Genomic DNA, 24,619 nt, shown 5'->3' with positions numbered 1-24,619 from the left:
GAAGACGGAGGTAATATATGGCTTTACAAAAAGACTTTTTATGGGGTGGAGCGTTAGCTGCTCACCAATTTGAGGGAGGAGTATTGAATACTTCTAAAGGATATTCTGTAGCGGATGTTATGACAGCAGGAGCACATGGAGTACCTAGAGAAATCACAGATGGTGTAGTAGAAGGTAAATATTATCCTAACCATATTGGAATTGATTTCTATGGACATTATAAAGAAGATATTGCTATGTTTGCGGATATGGGATTTAAATGTTTTAGAACTTCTATTGCTTGGACAAGAATTTTCCCATTAGGGGATGAAGAAGAACCTAATGAAGAAGGATTACAATTCTATGATGATGTTTTTGATGAATTATTAAAATATGGTATTGAACCTGTTATTACATTATCACATTTTGAAATGCCTTATCATTTAGCTAAAGAATACGGTGGATTTATGAACCGTAAAACAATTGATTTCTTTGTTAAATTTGCAGAAGAATGTTTCAAAAGATATAAAAACAAAGTTAAATATTGGATGACTTTCAATGAAATCAATAACCAAATGAACTTTAAAAATGATATCTTTGGTTGGACAAACAGTGGCGCTCATTTTGGAAACTATGATAATCCAGAAGAAGCAATGTATATCTGTGGACATCATACATTAGTCGCTTCAGCTAAAGCAGTAAAAATTGGTAAAGAAATCAATCCTGATTTCAAAATTGGAAATATGATTGCGATGGTTCCAATTTATCCATTTAGCTGTCGTCCAGCAGATCAAGTATTAGCACAACAACAAATGCATGATCGTTTCTTCTTTTGCGATGTACAATGCCGTGGACATTATCCTGCTTATGCTTTAAAAATGTTTGAAAGAAAAGGATTCAATATCGATATTACAGAAGAAGATAAAAAAGCATTAGCGGAAGGTACTGTTGATTATATTGGATTTAGTTATTATATGACAAATGTTGTAGATTCAACAGTAAATAAAGATGTTTCAAAAGCAACAGATGGTTCAAGTGAACATTCAGTTAAAAACCCATATATTAAAGAATCTGATTGGGGATGGGCTATTGATCCAGAAGGATTAAGATATGCTTTAAATATGTTCTACGAAAGATATGAAAAACCATTATTTATTGTAGAAAATGGTTTTGGTGCTATTGATGTTAAAGAAGAAGATGGTTCTTGTCATGATCCATATCGTATTGATTATTTAAGAGCACATATCGAAGAAATGAAAAAAGCTGTTGAAGAAGATGGTGTTGATTTAATGGGATACACTCCTTGGGGATGTATTGACTGTGTTTCATTTACAACAGGTGAAATGAAAAAACGTTACGGATTTATCTATGTAGATAGAGATAATGAAGGTAATGGTACACTTGAAAGAAGCAAAAAAGATTCTTATGATTGGTATAAGAAAGTTATTGCTTCTAACGGTGAAGAACTTTAAAAGAAAAACTTCCTAATTAAGTTTAGGAAGTTTTTTATTTATTGACAAATATTTACTAAATAACATATTTAATTTAGTAAATAAAAATAAAATTAACACTATACAATAATTGTAAATATACTTATAATAGCTAAATTTAGTGAAAATATACGTATAAATAAGTAATGTATGTATTGACATTTACTAAAAATATGTAATAATACTTATTTGTAAGCGGTAACAATTAAAAAGGAAAGGGAAAATGTATGAAAAATAAAAAAGTTACAAAAGTTGTTTTATCCGTATTGACATCAATGTCAATGCTTAGCTCTTATTCAGCAATGGTATTTGCTGGGAATACAAATCAAGGTACAACGTCACAAGTGACTCATGAACATGATTTGGTAAAATTAAATCGTAATAATGATTTAATTATTAATGGTGGCTTTGACAATAATGGATCCTCATGGAGAAAATCGGGTACAGGAACATTTGAAAATGATAATGGTAATTATTATGGAAAATTGCCATCAAATTCTAATAATGCAGCAGTTTTTCAAAATGTGAGTTTTAAGAAAAATACAGATTATGTCGTTAGAGCAAAAGTAAAGATTTCAAATGGTAAAGGACAAGTATTTTTAGCAGTAAAAGATAATGATTTAAGTGCAGGATTAAAAGATATTAATGGAAATGCTATTGAGACAACAATTTCTTCATCAGAAGATAAAGCTGGTCAATATCAAGATGTAGAATTTACTTTTAATTCTGGAGATAACACATCTGGATCTATTGCATTTATTAAATGGACAGAAACAAATGGAAATCAAGATATTATTAATGAAGAAGTATGGGTTGATGATGTATCTGTTAAAGCGAAAAATGAAGCTACAGAAGATGATAACTATGAAATGGTTTGGGCAGATGATTTTAATAAAACAGAATTAGATACATCAAAATGGGATTATGAATTAGGATCTATTAGAGGAGTTGAACAAGAACATTATGTTAATGATCCTGAAAATGTCTATGTTAAAGATGGGCAATTAGTATTACAAGTTACTAATCGCGATAAAGAAGACCAATATAAAAATCCTAGAGGAAATAGACAAGTTATTTATAATTCAGGAAGTATTAGAACTCATGGTAAACAAGAATTCTTATATGGAAGAATTGAAATGAAAGCGAAGCTTCCTAAAGGAAAAGGTGCTTTCCCAGCATTTTGGACATTAGGTTCTGATTTTACATTAGATGGAAGAATTAGTAGTGAACAAGGTGCTCCTTGGCCTGTTTGTGGTGAAATTGATATTATGGAAATGATAGGTGCTGCAGATGGTGACGCAGGTGGAAATAGTAATCGTAAAGTTTACCAAACTTTACATGCAGGATCGGTTGCTGATGTAGATCATTCAAAATCGGTATCTACTTATACCTTGCCAGAAGGAATCTTCAATGATGATTATCATATTTTTGGTGTTGACTGGTCAAAAAATAAATTAGAATTTTATGTGGATGATAAAATCGTAGGTTCTTTCGATTACGGTGACAATGAAGAATATAAAAGATGTTTTAACCGCCCACAATATATTCAATTAAATTTAGCTACTGGTGGAAACTGGGCTGGAGATGCTGGAAATGATCTTGCAGGTCAAAAATATGAAGTTGATTATGTTTATTATGGACAAAATGCTCAACAAAAAGCAGATTCAGAAGAATATTATAAAAATGCGATAAAAATTAGTGGAGAACATGATGTGACAATGACAGAAGGAGAAATGCCTAATTTATTAGAAGGTGTGACTTCTGATCAAGATAGTATTTTAGATTATTCTATTGATAATGAATATTCATTTAAAACAAAAGGTGGTTTAACTTCGGTTGATTTAGTATGCTCAGGTAAAAATGATAAACAAAGTTTAAAGAAATTAAGACCTGGAAAATATAACTTATACTACACAGCAAGAAGTAGTACAGATTCTACAAAACCAGCCACAAGAAGAACGGTTATTCTTACTGTTTTACCAAATGGTAAACAAGATTTAATAGAATTAGATAGAGAACTTATTAAAAATGGTTCTTTTGAAGATGGAGATAATCCTTCGACAGGTTATCAAATTAGTAGTCGTACATCATGGGATGTTACAAATGCCCAATTTACAAAATATCCAGGATGTGCAAGTGAAGGAGATTGGTGTGGTTTTTTACCAGAAAATAGTGGAAATGCGAATATTTACCAATTTGTTAATTTAAAGAAAAATACAAAATATAAATTAAAAGCTAAAGTGCAATTAACAGAAGTAGGACAAACAATGTTTGTCAACTTAAAAAAGAACGCACAAAATCTTGTAAATGGCAATGAAGTTACAGTAAAATGTACAGAAGAAAATAAAGGACAATATCAAGATGTAGAACTAAATATTGATACAGGAAATGAAGAAAGCATATTTGGAAATGCAAATACTGCAAATTTAACAGTTTGTTTCATGAAATGGACGGAATCAACAAGCGATGCTACATATAGAGGAAAAGTATTTGTTGATGATGTTTCATTGACAGAAGTTAGAAATGAAGATGACAATTATAATCTTGTATGGGCTGATGAATTTAATGAAACTGAATTAGATAAAAATAATTGGGGTTATGAATTAGGACATATCCGTGGTTTAGAACAACAACATTATACAAATAGTAAAGATAATGTTTATCTTGAGGATGGAAATTTAGTTATTAAAGCAACAAATAGAAAAACAGAAGATCAATATGAAGTAACACAAGGAGATACAACAAGAAAAGTTATTTATGATTCGGGAAGTGTAAGAACTCATGGTAAACAAGAATTCTTATATGGAAGAATTGAAATGAAAGCTAAATTACCTAAAGGTCAAGCAGTATTCCCAGCGTTTTGGACATTAGGTTCTGATTTTCATTTAGATGGTAATATTGCTCAAGGTATTGGATGGCCTGATAGTGGTGAAATAGATATCATGGAATTAATTGGTAATGGAACTGCTGGTGGGTTTAATGGTAATAGACAAGTTTATCAAACGCTTCATTATGGTACTAATGGTGAAGATGATGGAAAGTATGCTGGACATGGTACTTGCTATACACTACCAAGTGGAATTTTCAATGATGATTATCATGTATTTGGAATTAATTGGTCTAAAGGTAAAATAGAATGGTATGTAGATGATCAAATTGTTAGAACAGTTGATTATAGTGATGATCAAAGAGCTTTAGAATGTATTGATAGACCACAATATATTGAATTTAATTTGGCTTTAGGTGGAGCTTGGCCTGGTGCTGCAGGTGAAAACTTAGCGGGAACAAAATATGAAGTTGATTATGTTCGCTATGCTAGAAATGAGCAACAACAAAAAGATGCAGATACTTTCTATGCAAATGCTTATAAAATTAATGGTGAAAAAGATGTGACAATGACAGAAGGTGAAACACCAGATTTATTAGCTGGAATTACTTCTGATAAGGAAAGCATAGTCGATTATTCTATTAATGACGAACCAATGTTCACAAATGTTGGTGGAAACACACATGTATCACTATTATGTACAGGAAAAAATGATACAGAATCACTAAAATCATTAAAACCAGGATCATATAATTTATACTATACAGCTTATAAAGAAGGAGATACAGTTAGTGCAAGAACAAGAAGACAAGTTTCACTTACTGTTGAAGAAAGAACTTTTGAAAAAGATTTAGCAAAATCACAATTAGAATTAAATGGGGCTATCGGTAGCACATTAGAAACAATTAAATTACCTGCTGGATGGGAATTTTTAAATCCAAAAGATAAAATTTCAGAAGAATCTCAAGAAGTAGATGTTATTTATCCAGCAATTGGTGGAAAAGTAGGTAAAGCTATTATTAATGGTTATGAAAAAGCAGTTATTGTAAGTGGTGAAAATACTAAGTTAGAATATAATGCATCAAAGCCATTAGAAATTACAATCAATGTATCTGCAAGAAATATTCAAAAAGTATTGGTAGATGGAAAAGAAATTGATACAAAATACTACACAATTGAAAATATTTCACGAGCAGTCAATGGTAATTCAAAAGTTGTATTAACTAATGAATATTTAAAAACTTTAAGTAGTGGAGAACATAAAGTAGAAATTCAAACAACTGCTGGAAATGTAGATACAATATTTACAGTTGTTAAATCAAATTCTGGAAAAGATGATAACGAAAATCCAAATCCAGAAACAGGAAAAGATGATAATGAAAAACCAAACCCAGGAACAGGTAGTGATGATAATCAAAAACCAAATACTGGTACAGAAAATAAAGATAGTCAAACAAATGTAGATAATAAGAAAAACGAAAGTGTTGAAGGTGTGTCAAATACAAATAATGAAACTACTAAAAACGCACAAACAACAACTCAAAAGAGTACAAAAACAGGTGATCAAGCACCAGTTGAAATCTTCATTGGTTGTTGCTTAGTATCATTTATCGCAATTATCGCATTAAAAAAGAAAAAAGCATTAAAATAGAAATATAGTCATACAGAAGCCAGAACATAATCTGGCTTTTTGTATTAAAATAGAAACAATTTAATTGACTTTATAACAAGAGTTTGATATTCTTTGAAAGAAAAATGAATAAATGGTAGAGGTGCATGAATCAAGAGTACTCTTTAATAATGTTTGGTGACAGTTAAAGAGGAAAGGGAAACGTGCCGAAGAGAATAAAAGCACCAACTTTTATTTATCTGGGAAATTATAGAATATGTAATTTCTTGTCACTTTTTAGTGGAGAGCTATCTTGTATGTAAGTACTTTGATTGCCTCAAAGTGCTTTTTTTATGGAGGAAAAGATGAATTTTGTAAGTACAGTATGGGCGTTATTACCGCCAATTATTGCGATTGTTTTTGCGTTAAAAACCAAAGAAGTATATCTATCTTTATTATTAGGTATTGTGACAGGGACACTTTTATTAACGAATTTTCATATTGTAGAAAGTATGAATTTGTTATTTGATACGGTTGTTAATTGCTTGAGCAAACCTTCTAATATTGGTATCTTAATGTTTCTAGTGATGCTAGGAATGATTGTGACTTTAATGACTAAAAGTGGGGGAAGTCAAGCTTATGGAAAATGGGCAAAGAAGAAAATGAAATCCTCAAAGCAATCACTTTTTTCTACTTTTGTTTTAGGTGTGGTGATCTTTGTTGATGATTATTTTAACTGTTTAACAGTAGGAAGTGTTATGCGTGAAATTACCGATGAATTTAAAGTCTCTCGTGCAATGCTTGCTTATATTATTGATAGTACAGCAGCACCTATTTGTATTATTGCACCAATTTCATCATGGGCTGCTGCTGTCAGTGGCTATACTTCGGGAGATGGATTTCAACTCTTTTTAAATACGATTCCCTTTAATTTATATGCCCTTCTTACAGTTGTAATGGTATGTTATGTTATAAAAAGTGAATTTCTTGTAGGTAAAATGAGAAAACATGAACTTGCCGCTAAAGAAGGTGATATTCATTTTGGGGATGATTCTTATCAAACAGGCGAAGAAATTTCTTATAATAAAAATGGTAAAGTAATAGATCTTATTTTACCTGTTATTGTTTTAATTTTTAGTTGTATTGTTGGGATGATCTATACAGGTGGCTTTTTTGATGGAAAAGATTTAATTACGGCTTTTAGTCAATGTGAAGCATCAAGAGGACTTGTTTATGGAACATTCTTTACTATTATTTTTGTCTTTGTTCTTTATATTCCTCGTAAAGTTGTTTCTTATAATGAATTTGTTGAATGTATTCCAGAAGGGTTTAAAGCCATGGTACCCTCTATCTTAATTCTTGTACTTGCCTGGTCTTTAGGAGACCTTGTATCAAATCAATTACAGGCTGGAACATTTGTTTATAATACATTACAATCAGCTTCAATTTCAACCGCAATTCTACCGGCATGTTTATTTGTTGTTGGAGCAGGGTTATCTTTTTCAACAGGAACATCTTGGGGAACGTTTGGTATTTTAATTCCTATGGCAACCTCTTTATTTCCAGAAGGTTCAACAATGTTAGTTATTTCTATTGCATCTATTTTAGCGGGGGCAGTTTGTGGAGATCATATTTCACCTATCTCTGATACGACAATTATGGCTTCAACAGGAGCACAATGTAATCATTTATATCATGTTACAACACAGATTCCATATGCTTTAATTGTTTCAAGTGCATGTTTTATAGGTTATTTAGTAGCTGGATTTACACAAAATATGTTACTTACTTTAGTTGTTTCGTTTGTTTCTTTAGGATTGATTATTTTAGGAATACGTATTTATCAAAAAAGAAAGTATTAAAAACTTTTGAACTTCAAAATATAATATGTTATAGTGTTGCCGGTGATAAAAATGAAAAGAAAGATTTCTCTAATTATAAAATTCATTGCAATACTTTCTTCTGTTTATGGAATGTTGCAATCTTTAGACCATTGGATGTTTTTTACGTACTTTACGAATTTATCAAATATCTTTATTGATCTTTGTCTTTTAATCTTTTTGATTTATGATTTAAAGAAAACAAAATATATTTCACAAGGAATGTATTTGATTAAATTTATGGGAACAATATCCATTACCCTTACATTCTTTGTCTATCTGCTTTTATTAGCACCAACCAATAGTCATGGTTTTATCGGTGCTTATTTAAATAATGGTGCAGGAAGTTTATGTGTACATTTTATAACCCCAGTTCTAGCAATCATTGATTTTATTTTCTTTAGTGAAAAATATCTTCCTGAAAAAAGACATGTCTTTTATTCAGTTATTCCACCACTTGTTTATGTTGGTTATGTTATTATTCTAGGACAAGTATTTCGTGTACGTTGGTATGGCGATATGTTAGCACCCTATAATTTTTTAAACTATGGTGCTTCTACAGGATGGTTTGGTTTTGATTTATCTTTATTAGGTTCTAAAACATTAGGAATTGGGACATTTTATATGATTGTAGTTTTATTGATTATTTTTATTGGATTAGGAAAACTCTTTTTAAAAATCAAGAAAACAAAGAAAGATTTTTATTAATTAAAGATATTTATCTAAAAAATTGTAATAATTTGGGAATTGACCATTTATTACAATTTTTTTGTTATGATAGTCAAGCTTTAATGAATTATTTTTATAATATGAAAATGAATTGAGCATAAAAAGAAATATGATAAGATGGTAAAGGTTTAGGAGGGGATTTTATGGACATCATGGTTGTCTTCCAAACGATGTTAAAATTATTTTTATTACTTGTTTTAGGATTTGTTTTATTTAAATGTCATATCTTTGATGAATATACAAATAAAAAAATATCAGCATTAATTGTCAATGTGGCATCACCAATGCTTATTATTAGTTCTATTGCAGGAGTAGAAGGAAATGATAAAAGTATTGTCTTTTTAATGATAGGGGCAGGTATTTTAATGTACATAGGATTTATTATTCTTGGAAAGATTATAAATCGTATCTTCCCATTTCCTAAAAAAGATTGGCCTGTTTATGAATGTATGGTTGTTTTTGCGAATACAGGATTTATGGGATATCCTGTTTTATTAGATGTCTTTGGACAAGAAGCTGTTTTTTACGCATCGCTTATTCACATGGCATTTAATTTCTTTGTGTATACTTATGCGATTATGTGTCTTACAAAAAGTGATGATAGTGAATTTAAATTAAATTTTAAACAATTACTTACACCAGGAATTGTTTTGATTTTTATAGGAATCTTAATTTACTTATTTGATATGCAACTTCCAAGTGTACTAATGGATACCATTAATAGTGTTGGTTCACTGACAGCACCACTTTCAATGATGATGATTGGTTCATCATTAGCAGTTTACCCAATTAAAGATAGTTTTACAGATTGGCGTAGTTATGTCTTTGCTTTTGTACGTTTAATCATTGTACCATTTGTGACAATGATAGTTTGTCGTTTACTTCATATCAATCCTTACTATGCAAACATTACAATCATTACTAATGCTATGCCAGTAGGATCAATGGTATTAATGCTTGCAACACAATATAATGCAAATGTCAAAATCGTAACAAAAAATATTGTTGTTTCAACTTTATTATCAGTTATTACTATTCCAATTGTTGTTGCAACAATGTTGTTATAGGAGAAGTCTATGAATTATAAAATTTATGAACAATTACCTCAAGAAGCAAAAGATATTAGAATAAAAGTCTTTATGGAAGAACAAGGCTTTAAAGATGAATTTGATGATTTAGATCAAGAATGTAGACATCTAGTTGTCTTTGATCAAAATAAACCCATTGGAACATGTCGCTATTATTATGATGATTCTTTACATGCCAATGTCATTGGTAGAATAGCAGTTATTAAAGAATATCGAGGTAAAAAAGTAGGACAATATATTGTACAAAGTGCTTGTTCATTATTAAAAGGAACAGTATGTTTACATGCACAACTACAAGCAAAAGGCTTCTATGAAAAACTAGGCTTTAAAGCATATGGTGAAATAGATTATGATGAAGATTGTCCCCATACATGGATGAAAAAATAAAAGAGACATCAACTTTAAGATTATATTCTTAAGTTGGTGTTTTTATTTTGCATATAATTTTTGTATGTGAAATTGACAAATAAGAGGGAAAGAAGTATATTATAGATAGATGAGACTTGTGGTCTCAAAAAAACGTTGCTTGCTCAATTTAAAGTAACGATTATTTATTAGTTTTATATGAGACATGCGGTATCAACATTTAATGGTGAAGGAGGAAAAAATATGAATAAGAAACTCATTACAATGCTTGTAACATTTTGCTTTATGCTACTATTAGCGCCAGTTTCAGTAATGGCGGTAACACCAACGAATGCACCAATCGTCATTGATGTAGGAGGTGCAAATGTTGAAAATGAAAACTATAAAATTACAGATACAGGCATTAATATTCGTAAAAGAGATGTTAATTATGAATTGACAGGTACGACTGATAAACAAATTAATTTTTGGGGAAGTAATAATCCTAATGAAGTTGATCAAGCTTTTTATTTAAAACTTAATAATTTAGTATGTAATGGGGGCTTTATAGTACAAAATAGCCCTGTGAAGATGGTAGTTGAAGTGCCTAAAGATACAAATAATAAACTAAAAAGAATTTCAGCTAATGATTTAACTATATATGGATCAGGAGTATTGAATACAGAAGGTTTTACTGTAACACAAAAAACATCTTATATGGATAGTGCACTTCATGTTACGGATACAACAATCAATGTAAATGTGGCACGAAATTCGGCTGAATGGAATGGAAAATGTGTGATATCAGGAAATGCGGTTCTTACATATACAGGAAATGGAACATACGCGCCTTTACAATTGGGAGTAAAGAATGGGGATACAACTCATTCGGTTTTATTAGAAGATAACGCGAAACTTATTTGTTTACAAGATGATCCTGAAACGCCATCGGAATATTCTGTTTCAGGACTAGAATCATTTGGTGCACCTATAACTTTAAAAGATAATAGTTATTTAGAAGCGGAAGCAAAATCATCAACAGGAAAATATGCTGGTTTTGGAATTATTTCTTCTTCTCCTATGAAAGTGCTTGGAAATTCTAAAGTAGTGGCTAAAGGCTATGATGCTGCTTTAAGCGTAGATAATGATTTAGAAATTAATGGTGGAGCTATTAAGGTAGTAAGTAAAGAAAGCAACGGTATTTATGCGAATAATTTAAAAATTGAAAATGCACAAATTGAAGCTGAAGGATACTATCCTGCTTTATTTGGAAAAAATGCTTTATCTATTTCAAATAGTACAATTAATGCAACTAGTACAGGTGATATCGCAATCTTTACAAGAGGTAATCTTTCTATAGAAAACAGTAAAGTAGAAGCTAATGCTCCACAAGATAAAAAAGGAATAAAAGCTAGAAAAACAACAACAATTAATCAATCTTGGATAACAACAACAGGAGATGAATCTTATGATTCTATTAATGATAGTGTTCTTTTCAATGGTAATGATGGTAAAGTTATTGGTAATGTCACTGTAATCGGTGAAGAAACGGTTTCATCTGAAAAAACTTTAATAATATCAGAAGGAACAACATTAACAATTCCCGATAAAGCTAAATTTACGAACAATGGTACGGTTGTTGTAAATGGCACAATTATAAATAATGGGCAAATTACTTGTACAAATCATTCAGGTGGAAAAGCTACTTGCATACAAAAAGCTGTTTGTGAACTTTGTAATCAAGAATATGGTGATTTATTAGAACATAATTATTCTACAAAATGGATGAATAATGAAGAAATTCATTGGCAAGAATGTACAGTATGTCATAATCATAAAGATGAATCGAAACATATATTTGATGATGATAAAGATACTGTTTGTAATGTTTGTGGATATGAAAGAATGGTAAATATCAAAACGCCTAAAATTATAAAAGGTCAAAATAGTAAATGGAAAAAAGATAGCAAAATAGATTTTGTATTTGTTTCAGATGCAGATTATTCTGATTTTGTAAGTGTATCTATTGATGGTAAGATAATTGATTCAAAGAATTATGTATCTAAAGAAGGAAGTACGATTATCACATTAAAAAGTGATTATTTAAATACTTTATCAGTTGGAAAACATACAATAAGTATTAATTCAACAACAGGAAGTGCATCTACTGAATTTATTATTGAATCAAATGTGGTGGAAATACCTGTAAAAGATGATAATAAAAAGAATGATTCAACATCAAATAATCAAGAAACAGTAAAACCAGTAGTAAAAGCTGAAAATAAACAAGAAGTTAAAAAAGTAAAAACAGGTGATGATGAAAATATTATAGGTATTGCTTTATTATTGTTAGGAAGTTTAGTTGTTTTAACTTATATTAGAAAAAAGAAAATAGATTAAAATAAATATCGTCCCATGAGGGGCGATATTTTGCAATATGCTTATAAAAAACTTATTTTGCATAAAATTGACAAACAAAATAGAAGAAAATATAATAAATATAGAAGAGATATGTAGTCTCAATAAAAATGATAATTGTTGTTAAAAGACAGCAATTATTTAATAATTTAATTTGAGACTGCAGGTATCATTGAAAATAATTATTGGGAGGAAAGCGTATGAAAGCAATTAAGAAAATAATGGTTGCAGTATTATTATCATTATCCATGGTTGTGTCATTTGTGCCTATGAATGTATTTGCGGTAGAAGCAGTAGATATATGGGATGGGACAGCTGATACAAGTTGGTATGTCGGGCATGAAGTAGATAGTGAATATCATATTACAACCGCAGAACAACTTGCGGGGTTGGCTCAACTAGTCAATGGTAATATATTATTTAAAGATAAAACGATCTATTTAGATAATGATTTGGACCTTTCAGGGCATCAATGGATATCTATTGGAAATGGTAGTAATTTTAGTCAATATTTTGGCGGTACTTTTGATGGTCAATATCACAAAATAATGAATTTGTATCATCACTATACAGGAGAAGATTTAACACGAAATGGATTGTTTGGCGTTATATCTTCTGGTGGAATTGTGAAAAATTTGATGGTTACGAATGCTGATATTGTTTCGAATGATTGTTCTCTACTTGCTGGTATTTTGGCAGATTGGGTCAATGGTGGTATAGTTGAAAACTGTTATACAAGTGGAAAAATTGAAAATGATGTTGGTGATAAGATGCTAGGTGGTTTAATAGGGCAATGCACTTGGAGTACACAGGTAAAAGGTTGTGCTTCAAATGCTACAGTTATTAGTACTGAACCTAGCGAGGATAGTGTCGATACTGTAGGAGGATTAATTGGACAATGGGAAAACTCTGAGAGTAGTTCACAAATTATCGATTGCTGGTTTGGAGGTTCTGTTTCTTGCCAAAATATTTATTCAGCTGTCGGTGGCATTCTCGGCGCAAATTTTGATTTTAATGGGAATCCAGGTGTAATAATTAAAAATTGTATGGTAGCGACAAAAAATATTAATTGTGCAGAACCAGGCAATATCACTTGGATTGCAGCTGTTGCAGTAGCTAATATTACAAATTGTATTTGGCCAGATAGAGCACTTGATGATCCGGATAATAATTATAATGCAATTGTAAAACTTGTTGTAGACTGGGATGCAGGTACTGCATCCGCAGATCCAAACTTTGATCAGTCTATCTGTGGAAGAGAAAGTTCTAATTTTTCTTCTGCTAACGTACTTACTGATCTTCGAAATAATGCAAGTACAGGAATTGAATGGGTAGTAGGAATTAATCATCCAACATTTATATGGGATAAATTAAATATTTTAGCTGATTACACAAAAGTAAATGAAGCGATTGCGAATGCTCAAAAAATAGATGCTAATTTATATTCTAACTATTCTATTGTAGAAGATGCAATTAATGCAGTTGATCATGCAAAAAGTAAACAAGAACAAGTAACAGTAGATAGTTACGCAGATGCAATTAATAAGGCAATAAGTGAATTAAAATATAAAGATGCTGATTATACAAAAGTCAATGAAGCAAAAGCTAAAGTACCAAGTGATTTAAGTATCTATACAGATGAAACAGTAAAAGCCTTAAAAGATGCACTTGCATTAGTAGAAGAAGGAAAGAATATTACGGAACAAACAACAGTAGATGGTTATGCAGATGCAATTAATAAAGCTATTGAAGGACTTGTAAAGAAAAATATTTCTTATAAAGTTATTGAAGGTGAAGGAGAAACTTTTGTTAAAGAAAGTGGAAAAGATATTTTAATAAGAATAGATCATGAATATACAGAAAATGTAAAAGTAGAAGTAGATGATCAAGAAGTTGATAAAGTACATTATAAAGTAACAAAAGGTTCTACAATTATTACTTTTGATGATATGTATTTAAATACACTTGCTGTAGGAACACATCATGTAAAAGTAACATTTGAAGATGGTATAGCTACAACAACTTTACTCATCAAAGAACAAACAAAAGATGATAATAAAAAGAATGATTCAACATCAAATAATCAAGAAACAGTAAAACCAGTAGTAAAAGCTGAAAATAAACAAGAAGTTAAAAAAGTAAAAACAGGGGATGATGAAAATATTATAGGTGTTGTTTTATTATTGATAGGAAGTTTAGTTGTTTTAACTTATATTAGAAAAAAGAAAATAGAATAAAATAAATATCGTCCCATGAGGGGCGATATTTTACAATATGCTTATAAAAATCTTTGACAAATAAATGATGAAGTGGTTTAATACAAATAAATACAGTGAAAAGAAGTAGTAGATGATTAAAATATAGGTAGAGAGCTTTTGGTTGGTGAAAAAAAGTTATGTTTGATGATTGAATTCCTCTTGGAGTAGAATATTGAAGTAAGTAGATATCTCCGGTGACACCCGTTAACGTGTATGAGTATGTAGGTACTTAGTAAGGTTATTATTGTGAGATAATAACGAAGTAAGGTGGTAACGCGATGGTCTCTTTCGTCCTTATGGGATGAAGAGACTTTTTTATTAGTATATATGGGGGAAATAAAAATGGAAAAAAGAATTACAGGACATACAGAATTATTAGGACTTATTGCTACACCAATTAGACATTCTAAATCACCAGTGATGCACAATGCTGCATGCCGTGCATTAGGTTTAGATTATGCTTATTTAGCTTTCGATATTCAACCAGATCAATTAGAAGATGCGGTTAAGGGTTTCAAAGCTTTAAATGTAAGAGGATGGAATGTTTCTATGCCTTATAAAACATCTATTGGTCAATATTTAGATCATATTACACCAATTGCGAAAATGTGTGGAGCTATCAATACAGTTATTAATGATAATGGCGTTTTAACTGGAACAATTACAGATGGTACAGGTTATATGAATGCTTTAAAAGATCAAGGAATTGATATCATTGGTAAAAAGATGACAATTGTTGGTGCTGGGGGAGCAGCAACAGCAATCGTCATGCAAGCTGCATTAGATGGTGTTAAAGAAATCAGTATTTTTAATATTAAAGACGCTTCATGGAATCGTGCTTTAGAAAATGTTGAAAAAATTAATTCACAAACAAAATGTAAAGCACAATTATTTGATTTAAATGATCATGAAACATTAAGAAAAGAAATTAATGAATCAGCAATCTTCACAAATGCGACAAATGTAGGAATGGGTAAATTAGAAGGACAAATGGTTTTACCAGATACTTCTTATTTAAGAAAAGATTTAATTGTTTCTGATGTTATTTATATGCCGGAAAAAACAAAATTACTAGAAGAAGCTGAAAAAGTTGGATGTCAAACAATTAATGGTTTAGGAATGATGCTTTATCAAGGAGCTGCTTCATTTAAATTATGGACAGATCAAGATATGCCAATTGATAAAGTGAAAGAAGCTTTAGACTTTTAAGAAAGTTATTTGAGAGGTTTAACACAATGTTAGACTTCTTTTTCTTTTTAAGAAATAAGTTTTGTTTTTTTAGTGTCTTTGTTATAATAAACGCAAAAGGTAGGTATAAAAATGTATAAATTAATAGCATTAGATTTAGATGGAACATTAACAGATAAAAATAAAAATATTTTAGAAGAAACAAAACAAGAACTTATTAAATTAGCACAAAAAGGAATTATCATTGTTTTAGCTTCAGGAAGACCAACAGCTGGTATCTTTAAAGAAGCAAAAGAATTAACTTTAGATAAAGTTGGAGGATATTTATTATCATTCAATGGGGCAAGAGTTTTAGATTATAAAACAAATGAAGTTGTTTATGAACAAACTCTTTCAAGTGAAGTAGCTCATGAAATGTATGATCGTGCAAAAGCTTTTGGTTTATCACCACTTACATACAATGCGACTGAAATTATTACAGAAGATATTGGTGATCATTGGATTCAATTAGAAAGCTTTACAACAAAAATGAATATCAAACATGTTCAAGATTTTAAAAAAGAAGTGAACTTTGATGTCAATAAAGTATTAATTACTGGAGAACCCGCATATGTTGCACAAATTCTTGATGAATTTAAAGCACCTTATGAAGGTAAAATGTCTATTTATCGTAGTGATCCTTACTTTATTGAATGTATGGCTAATGGAATTGATAAAGCAGCTTCTTTAGATGTTTTATGTAAGAAATTAGGAATTAAACAAGACGAAACAATTGCTTTTGGTGATGGATATAATGATTTATCTTTGATTGAATATTGTGGTTATGGTGTTGCTATGGAAAATGCAGTTGATGAAGTAAAAGAAAGAGCAAACTACATTACTTTATCAAATAATGATAATGGGATTGCTTATTGCTTAAAACAACTAGAAGAAAAAGGTCTTATTTAAACTCTTAAGAAATTAAGAGTTTTTTAAAATGATTAGAAAACAAATTGATTTCCATAGTGAAGAAATAAATGAAATAAGAACACTTTACCAACAAGCTTTTCCTAAAAATGAACAAACGAATCTTACTTGGCTTTTTGATGATCTTCATAAAGGAATTATTTATGGTTATTATCAAGAAGAAAAACTTATTGGCTTTACCATATTATGTATCCATCATCAAATTGTAAGTATTCTCTATCTTGCGGTTAAAGAAGAATATCGAAATCTTGGATATGGTAGTATGATTTTAGAAGATCTTTCTAAAGAATATGTTTCAAATAGGATCATGCTTGATATTGAACAAATTAAAGAATGTAAAAACAAGGAACAAAGAATTAAAAGAAAACAATTCTATTTAAGAAATGGATTTCAAGAAACGAAAGTATGTTATACATGGCAAAAAGAAGATTATATTATTTTATGTAAAAATGGTATGATTGGTGATAAGGAATTTTGGAGTTTTTGGAATTCTTTAAAAAGGAGACAGGATGAAATTAATAGAACCAAAGCTTAGTTATATTGAAAAGACAACATTTGATGAATGTTTGAAAGAAATGAAGTTTCAAGATATTCATATTGATGAAAATTATGAAAGAGAAATGAATTTAGATCATCTTACTTTTGATGGTTGTCTTTTTGAAAATATTGATTTTAATACCATTCAATTAAATCATATTGATTTAATTGATGTGACTTTTGATAAATGTGATTTATCAAATCAAAACTTCGATCATCAATATTTAAATCGTGTTCAATTTAAAAACTGTAAACTTACAGGAACCACTTTTATTGAAACAAATTTAAAAGATGTGCTTTTTGAAAACTGTCAAGGACGATACAGTAATTATGCTTCTTCATCACTTCAAAATGTTTATTTTAAACATACTGATTTACAAGAAGCTTCTTTCTATGATACGCATTGTAAAAAAATAGAATTAAAAGACACATCTTTAATACGATGTGAACTTACTTCTTTACATCATAAAGGTTTAGATGTATCAAGTTGTCAAATTCAAGGAGCTTTGTTTGATTTACAAAGTTTAAAGAATCTTGTTATTAATGATTTTCAAGCAGTTGATTTAATTGGAATTTTAGGTGTTAAAGTAAAATAAGAAAAAAGGTGAAACAATGAAAGAAATAAAAATCACAGATATTTCTGGTGTTAAAGTAGGACAAGTTGAAGATATACAAGCAGCAACAGGGTGCAGTGTCGTAATAGTTGAAAAAGGAGCTACAGCGGGTGTTGATGTTCGTGGTGGTGGACCAGCAACAAGAGAAACCGATTTACTTAATCCAATTAATATGGTTCAACAAATTCATGCGGTGATGTTAAGTGGGGGTAGTGCTTTTGGCTTAGATGCTGCAAGTGGAGCCATGCAGTATTTAGAAGAACATGATGTTGGTTTTGATATGTCGGTTGCGAGAGTACCGATTGTTTGTGGGGCTTCTCTTTTTGATTTATCAGTAGGAAATCCTCAAGTAAGACCGGATAAACATATGGGCTATTTAGCTTGTAAAGATAGTGAAAATAATGAAATCAAAGAAGGAAACTATGGTGCTGGTTGTGGGGCCAGTGTTGGTAAAATTTTAGGTTTCGATCATGCCATGAAAGGTGGTATTGGAACTTATGGTTTACAAGTAGGTGCTATTCAAGTGGCAGGACTTGTGGCTGTCAATGCCTGTGGAAATGTAGTCGATCATGAGAGTCATAAAATGTTGGCAGGGATTTATGATAAAAAGACACAACAAGTTATTTCTACTAAAGATGTTTTATTGAAACAAATGGATCAAATTCGAAAACTTCCTGATGGTAATACAACAATTGGTTGTATTGTTACTAATGTCAAGTTAAATAAAGCACAATGTACAAAACTGGCGGGAATTTGTCATGATGGTTATGCCCGCTCTATTCAACCTGTTCATACTATGAGTGATGGGGATACTATTTTTGTCCTAAGTACCAATGAAGTTGAAGGAATGGTAGATGCGGTGGGTGTTCTTGCAAGTGAAGTGACATCGATGTGTATTAAACGTGCCATTTTAAAGGCAAAAAGTGCTTATGGCTTAAAAGCTTTTTCTGATTTGAAAAATAGATGATTTTGTCATATAATTCTCTCGTTCACTTATTTTGATATTAAAAGAGATCGAAAGACTTTTATTAAGACATTCGAAATGGTGAATACCAAAAAAACGTTGCATCTTTTATGAGCGACAGTAGGAGGAAATGATGAAGTCAAAAAAGACACAGTACATGACTTCAATGGCTTTATTTTTAGCGATTGAAATCATCCTTGTTGTCACACCACTTGGTTATATTCCAATTGGACCACTTAATGCGACAACGATGCACATACCTGTTATTATTGCGGGTATTATTTTAGGAAAGAAAGCGGGGGCTGAATTAGGTTTTGTTTTTGGTCTGACAAGTATGATCAGGGCAACCATTCAACCAGGAATCACTTCTTTTTGTTTTTCACCTTTTGTGACAATAGGTACAATTAGTGGAAATTATAAAAGTTTGTTGATTGCTTTTGTTCCACGTATTTTACTAGGCTATCTAGCCGGTTTAATTTTTGAAATAATGAAAAATAAAGGACATGAAAATAGCGGTGTTCTAGCAGGTGCACTGGTAGGGGCACTGACGAATACAGTTCTTGTTTTATCGGGAATCTATGTATTCTTTGGAAATGCTTATGCAAGTTCTTTAAATGTTGCCTATTCAGGACTTATTGGATTACTTTTAGGTGTTGTTACAACGAATGGTATTCTAGAAGCTATCTTGGCAGCAGTTGTTTCATTGGCCGTTTATAAAGCAATGAAACCTTTACTAAAAAAATAATGAGAATAAGACCTCTTTTGTCTAAAGACAAGGAGGTTTTTTTGACATTTTCTGAATCGAAATAAAAATGTTTGTCTTAGGAGAATATTATGCTAGAATATGTTGGGGTGAAAGACAATGCAAAAATATTTTGTAAATGAAAGTATTGAAGTAAATAAAACTTTTGAAATTGAAAGTGGAGATCAACATCATATTGAAAAAGTGATGCGAAATAGAAGTGGCAATCAAATTATATGTGTCGATTTAAATCATATCCAATATCTATGTACGATTGAAGATGTTCAAGCAGGAATTATCTTACCAATTGAAAAATTAGATATTAATAATGAATTAGATATTGAGGTAACATTGGTTTATGCTCTTCCTAAAGGGGATAAATTTGAATTTGTATTACAAAAAGCCTGTGAATTAGGGGCTCATCATATTATTCCATTAAGTTCAAAAAGATGTGTTGTCAAACTTACAAAAGAAAAATTTAATAAAAAACTTCCCCGTTATCAAAAAATCCTAAAAGAAGCAAGTGAACAATCAGGAAGAAATCAAATTCCTTCTATTGAAGAAGTAAAAACAATCAAAGAATTAAAACCGTATTTAAAAGATTATAATTTAGTAGCTTATGAAGAAACAGCTAAACAACATCAACATGGTGAATTGTTTCATACTCTCCAACAAATTCAAACAGGGAATTCCCTTATGATTATTGTTGGCTGTGAAGGGGGATTTGATGAAAGTGAAATCAAAGAACTTAATGAAATGGGTGTGAAATGTTGTTCTTTAGGTAATCGTATTTTAAGAAGCGAAACAGCTCCACTGTATTTAATGAGTGTGATAGGTTATACAAGGGAGCTAGTTAAATGATGAAATTATTAAAGAAATATGGTTTAGAATTGAAATATAAAAAATGTGATTTGTTTCGTTTTCTTGAAGGGCAAAAAGAAGTTTTTGTAGAAGATGGCTTTCCTTTTAAAATGACAAATGAAGAAGAGATGTTTAAATATGAAGTTGTCTTAAATAGTATATTTAATAAAAATAAAATAGAGGAAGAATATAAAAGATTTGCCTATGAAACACAAGATGCTATTCAATATTTAAATTATGAAGAAAAACAAAAAATGTTTAATAGTATCTTAAGTGATGTTTTAAAGGAACTAAAGTTAATGAAGCATGAAGATCAAATTATTATGATTCCTCATTTAGAACCCTTTATTAATGAAAAATATTTAAAGAATTATATGTTGATGACTTTAAAACAACATAAACTTTATGTAAAAGAATATCCAAGAGATATTGAACAACCTTATCAATTATATGGATTAATAGTATTACGTTCTGCTTTTTCTTCTTTAAAAGGAATTGCGGAAGATGAAAATTATGAATATTACTATTATGATGAATTAAAGAAAATCTATCTTTTTGATAAGGAAACATATCATATGGTCGATTGTTTTCCAATTGTTGATAAATATTTCCAAGGAAATATCAATTTAGAAGATGTCAGAGAAGTTATGACATATTATCATCAACCTCAACAATTTATTGAACAACTCCATGAATTAAATTATATAAGTGATAAAATACATAAAAAAATAATAAAGAAATTAAAGTAGGTGAAAAAATGAAAGTAGCATTTCATACATTAGGATGCAAAGTCAACTCTTATGAATCTCAAGCAATGTTGAATATGTTTGAAGAAGCAGGTTATCAAGAAGTTGATTTTAAAGAAGAAGCAGATGTTTATGTGATTAATACATGTACCGTTACTAATACAGGTGATAGTAAGTCGCGTCAAATGATTCGTAAAGCGATTCGTAAAAATCCTGCCGCAACAATTTGTGTTGTGGGATGTTATAGTCAAGTGGCTCCTCAAGATATTGAAGCGATTGATGGAGTTAGTATTATTTTAGGAACACAATTTAGAAATGAAATTGTGAATTTAGTTGAACAATTTCAAGAAACTCATGAAAGAATTGTGAAAGTATCAGAAGTAAAACAATTAAGAAAATTTGAAGATTTAAATATTGATCGTTTTTTACATACAAGAGCTTATTTAAAAATTCAAGATGGATGTAATAATTTCTGTACGTATTGCATTATTCCTTATGCAAGGGGAAGAGTACGTTCAAGAAAACCAGAAAGCGTTGTTAAACAAGCAAAAGATCTTGTGGCTAAAGGGTATGTAGAAATTGTTTTAACAGGAATTCATACAGCAGGTTATGGGGAAGATTTAGCAGATTATAGTTTTTATGATCTCCTTGTTGATCTTGTGAAAATTGAAGGATTAAAGCGACTTCGTATTTCTTCTATTGAAACAAGTCAAATTACTGATGAGATTATTGATTTAATTTCAAAATCTAAAATTATCGTTGATCATTTACATGTGCCATTACAAGCAGGTTGTGATGAGACTTTAAAACGTATGAATCGTAAATATAATTGTGAACAATATTATGAAAAGTTATCTAAAATTAGAAAACTTGTTCCAGATATTGTCTTTACCACAGATGTTATTGTTGGTTTTCCAGGAGAAAGTGAAGAGGAATTTGAAAAAACATACGAATTTATTAAAAAAGTAGGTTATACGCAACTTCATGTATTCCCTTATTCAATGAGAAAAGGAACACCAGCAGCACGTATGGTGCAAGTGGATGAAAAAATAAAACATGAAAGAGTAAATCGTTTGATTGCTTTATCTCATGAATTAAATGAAAATTATGCAAAGTCTCAAATTGGAAAGACTTTAAGAGTTCTTTTTGAAAAAGAAGAAAATGGTTACTATGTTGGACATGGTGATAATTATTTACTTGTAAAGGTTCCAAGTGACAAGCAATTGATAGGTCAATTGAAGAATGTTATAATTGATTCATATGATGAAATATTAATTGGAAGAGTGGTATAATGAAACGTTTAAATGAGCTGTTTGATATTGATAATGATATGAAAATCTATTCAATTCATAGTGATTCAAGATATGTAAAACCCTATTCTATTTTCTTTTGTATTGAAGGATTAAGTGTAGATGGACATCGTTATATTGATGATGCAATTTTTCAAGGGGCAAAGGTTATTGTTCATAGTAAGGATATTGACAAGCAACAAGGAATTATTTACATTCGTGTAGCGGATCCTTTAGATGAATTGAATCGTGTATCAAATGTTTTTTATGATTATCCAAGTAAGAAAATGCGTATTGTTGGGGTAACGGGAACAAGTGGAAAAACGGTGGTTGCCTCAATGGTTAAAAGTGTTATGGATCATTATTGTAAAGCAGCTTATATGGGAACAATATCACTTGAGTATGATGGCGTTAAAGAAGAATGTCCTTATACAACACCAGAAACACTCTATGTCCAAAAAAAACTTTTTGATATGGCAAGACGTGGCGTCAAAGTGGTAGCCATGGAAGCAAGTAGTCATGGTCTTGCACTAAAAAGAATTGATGCGGTAGATTTTAATATTGCGGTGTTAACGAATATCTCAGATGAACATTTAGATTTTCATGGAACAAGAAGACAATATATTGAAAGTAAAAAGAAATTATTTTCAATGTTATCTACAAATTCAATTGCTGTATTGAATAAAGATGAAGAAGTTTTTGAAGAATTTAAAGATGCAACAAAAGCAAGAATTATGACCTATGGTATTAAAAATGAAAGTGAAATCATGGCTAAAAATATTGAACTTTATATTGACCATAGTGAATTTGATTTGTTATTAAAAGGAAATAAATATCATATTATTTGTCCAGTGATTGCCGATTTTAATATCTATAATGTATTAGCTACAGTTGGTGCTTTAGTAGGGCTTGGTTTTGATGATCGTATGATTATTGAAGCCATTGGAGAACTTAAACCGGTTGATGGACGTATGGAAATTATTCCAAATCGTCATAATATTACGATTATTGTAGATTATTGTTGCCATACAAAAGATTTTGAAAATGTGTTTAAATTTGCAGATCGTGTTTCAAGAGGCAGAATCATTGCAGTATTGGGAGCACCAAGTAAAAGGCATATTGCTAGAAGAAAGAAAATAGGTGAACTTGCTAATCGTTATCTAGATCATGTTATTTTAACAGAATTAGATGATCGAGGTGAAAAAGTAGAAGATATTTGTGAAGAAATTCAAGAAGCAATTACGGACATTCCAAGTATTATTATTACTAATAGAGCGATTGCAGTTGAACAAGCAGTCGAACAAGCAAGTCCCGGGGATGTGATTTTATTACTTGGAAAAGGACATGAGAAGTTTATATCTTTGGAAGTTGGGCAAAGAGATTATGAAGGCGATAAAGCAATAGCTTTAAAAGCAATAAAAAGAGTTTATGAAGGAGAAGAAGAAAATGAACTACAATAAAATGATTGATCATACTGTTTTAAAAGCAGATACACCTTTAGAAACAGTAAAAAGAATTTGTGATGAAGCAATGGAATATGGATTTGCGAGTGTTTGTATTAATCCTTGTCATGTGGCTTATTGTGCAGATTATTTAAAAGACAGTGATGTTAATGTTTGTACAGTTATTGGTTTTCCACTAGGAGCTAATACAAGTGCAGTTAAAGCGTTTGAAACGAAAGATGCCATTGCTAATGGTGCAGATGAAATCGATATGGTGATGAATATCGGAGCTTTAAAAGATAAAAACTATGATTTAGTAAGAAATGATGTAAAAGCTGTTGTAGAAGCTGCTAATGGAACACTTGTTAAAGTTATCTTAGAAACATGTTTACTTACAGAAGATGAAATTAAAAAAGCGTGTGAATTATGTGTTGAAGCAAAAGCTGATTATGTAAAAACAAGTACTGGATTCTCTACAAGAGGGGCTACAATTGAAGATGTTCAAATCATGAAAGCAGCGGTTCAAGGAAAAGCAAAAGTAAAAGCTGCTGGTGGAGTGAGAACGCATGAAGACATGGTTAAAATTGTAGAAGCAGGGGCAGATCGTATCGGTACAAGTGCAGGATGTTCATTGGTTGACAAATAAG

Annotated in this window: 19 protein-coding genes, 1 riboswitch and 1 other annotated feature; all 19 genes read left to right on the top strand. The window is 30.4% G+C overall.

Annotated features, from left to right (window positions below; genetic code table 11):
* Positions 1-17: 17 nt before the first annotated feature.
* The 19 genes from C7U55_RS05895 (at position 18) to deoC (ending at position 24,618) form a co-directional block, all read left to right on the top strand.
* Positions 18-1,451 carry a 6-phospho-beta-glucosidase gene (locus tag C7U55_RS05895; RefSeq protein ID WP_106987780.1) on the top strand — a complete coding sequence of 478 codons (1,434 nt, stop codon included), beginning with the start codon at positions 18-20 and terminating at the stop codon, positions 1,449-1,451.
* Positions 1,452-1,696: 245 nt separating this feature from the next.
* On the top strand, positions 1,697-5,947 hold the full coding sequence (locus tag C7U55_RS05890) for a family 16 glycosylhydrolase (protein WP_106987779.1): 4,251 nt from the start codon (positions 1,697-1,699) through the stop codon (positions 5,945-5,947).
* Positions 5,948-6,055: 108 nt separating this feature from the next.
* Positions 6,056-6,224: riboswitch (Lysine riboswitch) on the top strand.
* A 46-nt stretch (positions 6,225-6,270) separates the two neighbouring features.
* Positions 6,271-7,767, top strand: coding sequence for a Na+/H+ antiporter NhaC family protein (locus C7U55_RS05885; RefSeq protein WP_106987778.1), 1,497 nt, complete (start codon positions 6,271-6,273; stop codon positions 7,765-7,767).
* Between the two features lie 51 nt (positions 7,768-7,818).
* Positions 7,819-8,493: a Pr6Pr family membrane protein gene (locus C7U55_RS05880; protein ID WP_106987777.1), complete on the top strand. Its 675-nt coding sequence runs from the start codon at positions 7,819-7,821 to the stop codon at positions 8,491-8,493.
* 164 nt (positions 8,494-8,657) lie between these two features.
* A complete protein-coding gene (locus tag C7U55_RS05875) occupies positions 8,658-9,581 on the top strand; it encodes an AEC family transporter (RefSeq protein ID WP_106987776.1) in 924 nt (307 codons plus the stop codon).
* Positions 9,582-9,590: 9 nt separating this feature from the next.
* On the top strand, positions 9,591-9,989 hold the full coding sequence (locus tag C7U55_RS05870) for a GNAT family N-acetyltransferase (protein ID WP_106987775.1): 399 nt from the start codon (positions 9,591-9,593) through the stop codon (positions 9,987-9,989).
* Between the two features lie 222 nt (positions 9,990-10,211).
* Entirely contained in the window at positions 10,212-12,347 is a 2,136-nt protein-coding gene (locus C7U55_RS05865) for a hypothetical protein (RefSeq protein ID WP_106987774.1), read from the top strand.
* A 218-nt stretch (positions 12,348-12,565) separates the two neighbouring features.
* On the top strand, positions 12,566-14,602 hold the full coding sequence (locus C7U55_RS05860; RefSeq protein ID WP_106987773.1) for a hypothetical protein: 2,037 nt from the start codon (positions 12,566-12,568) through the stop codon (positions 14,600-14,602).
* 86 nt (positions 14,603-14,688) lie between these two features.
* Positions 14,689-14,922 (top strand) — a binding site (T-box leader).
* A gap of 43 nt (positions 14,923-14,965) precedes the next feature.
* Positions 14,966-15,832: a shikimate dehydrogenase gene (locus C7U55_RS05855; RefSeq protein ID WP_106987772.1), complete on the top strand. Its 867-nt coding sequence runs from the start codon at positions 14,966-14,968 to the stop codon at positions 15,830-15,832.
* A gap of 111 nt (positions 15,833-15,943) precedes the next feature.
* A complete protein-coding gene (locus tag C7U55_RS05850) occupies positions 15,944-16,759 on the top strand; it encodes a Cof-type HAD-IIB family hydrolase (RefSeq protein WP_106987771.1) in 816 nt (271 codons plus the stop codon).
* Between the two features lie 28 nt (positions 16,760-16,787).
* The gene (locus C7U55_RS05845) at positions 16,788-17,312 is read left to right on the top strand and encodes a GNAT family N-acetyltransferase (RefSeq protein WP_106987770.1); all 525 of its coding nucleotides are present in this window, start codon (positions 16,788-16,790) and stop codon (positions 17,310-17,312) included.
* Positions 17,287-17,910, top strand: a complete 624-nt coding sequence (locus tag C7U55_RS05840; RefSeq protein ID WP_106987769.1) for a pentapeptide repeat-containing protein — start codon at positions 17,287-17,289, stop codon at positions 17,908-17,910. The genes C7U55_RS05845 and C7U55_RS05840 overlap by 26 nt, the downstream gene beginning before the upstream one ends.
* Positions 17,911-17,926: 16 nt before the next feature.
* A complete protein-coding gene (locus tag C7U55_RS05835; protein WP_106987768.1) occupies positions 17,927-18,895 on the top strand; it encodes a P1 family peptidase in 969 nt (322 codons plus the stop codon).
* A gap of 130 nt (positions 18,896-19,025) precedes the next feature.
* Positions 19,026-19,637 (top strand): ECF transporter S component, encoded by a 612-nt coding sequence (locus C7U55_RS05830; protein ID WP_106987767.1) that lies wholly within the window; start codon positions 19,026-19,028, stop codon positions 19,635-19,637.
* A gap of 117 nt (positions 19,638-19,754) precedes the next feature.
* Entirely contained in the window at positions 19,755-20,495 is a 741-nt protein-coding gene (locus tag C7U55_RS05825; protein WP_106987766.1) for an RsmE family RNA methyltransferase, read from the top strand.
* Positions 20,492-21,244 (top strand): hypothetical protein, encoded by a 753-nt coding sequence (locus C7U55_RS05820; protein WP_106987765.1) that lies wholly within the window; start codon positions 20,492-20,494, stop codon positions 21,242-21,244. Before C7U55_RS05825 ends, C7U55_RS05820 begins: the two co-directional genes overlap by 4 nt.
* Positions 21,245-21,252: 8 nt before the next feature.
* A complete protein-coding gene (gene mtaB, locus C7U55_RS05815; RefSeq protein WP_106987764.1) occupies positions 21,253-22,533 on the top strand; it encodes a tRNA (N(6)-L-threonylcarbamoyladenosine(37)-C(2))-methylthiotransferase MtaB in 1,281 nt (426 codons plus the stop codon).
* Positions 22,533-23,990, top strand: a complete 1,458-nt coding sequence (locus C7U55_RS05810) for a UDP-N-acetylmuramoyl-L-alanyl-D-glutamate--2,6-diaminopimelate ligase (RefSeq protein WP_106987763.1) — start codon at positions 22,533-22,535, stop codon at positions 23,988-23,990. The genes mtaB and C7U55_RS05810 overlap by 1 nt, the downstream gene beginning before the upstream one ends.
* Positions 23,977-24,618 carry a deoxyribose-phosphate aldolase gene (gene deoC, locus C7U55_RS05805; protein ID WP_106987762.1) on the top strand — a complete coding sequence of 214 codons (642 nt, stop codon included), beginning with the start codon at positions 23,977-23,979 and terminating at the stop codon, positions 24,616-24,618. The genes C7U55_RS05810 and deoC overlap by 14 nt, the downstream gene beginning before the upstream one ends.
* Position 24,619: the final 1 nt, after the last annotated feature.

Origin of the sequence: Faecalibacillus faecis (genome assembly GCF_003024675.1) — a bacterium.
Taxonomy (GTDB): domain Bacteria; phylum Bacillota_I; class Bacilli_A; order Erysipelotrichales; family Coprobacillaceae; genus Faecalibacillus; species Faecalibacillus faecis.
The sequence above is the reverse complement of the archived record's forward strand: the minus strand, read 5'-3'. Positions and strand labels throughout refer to the sequence as shown.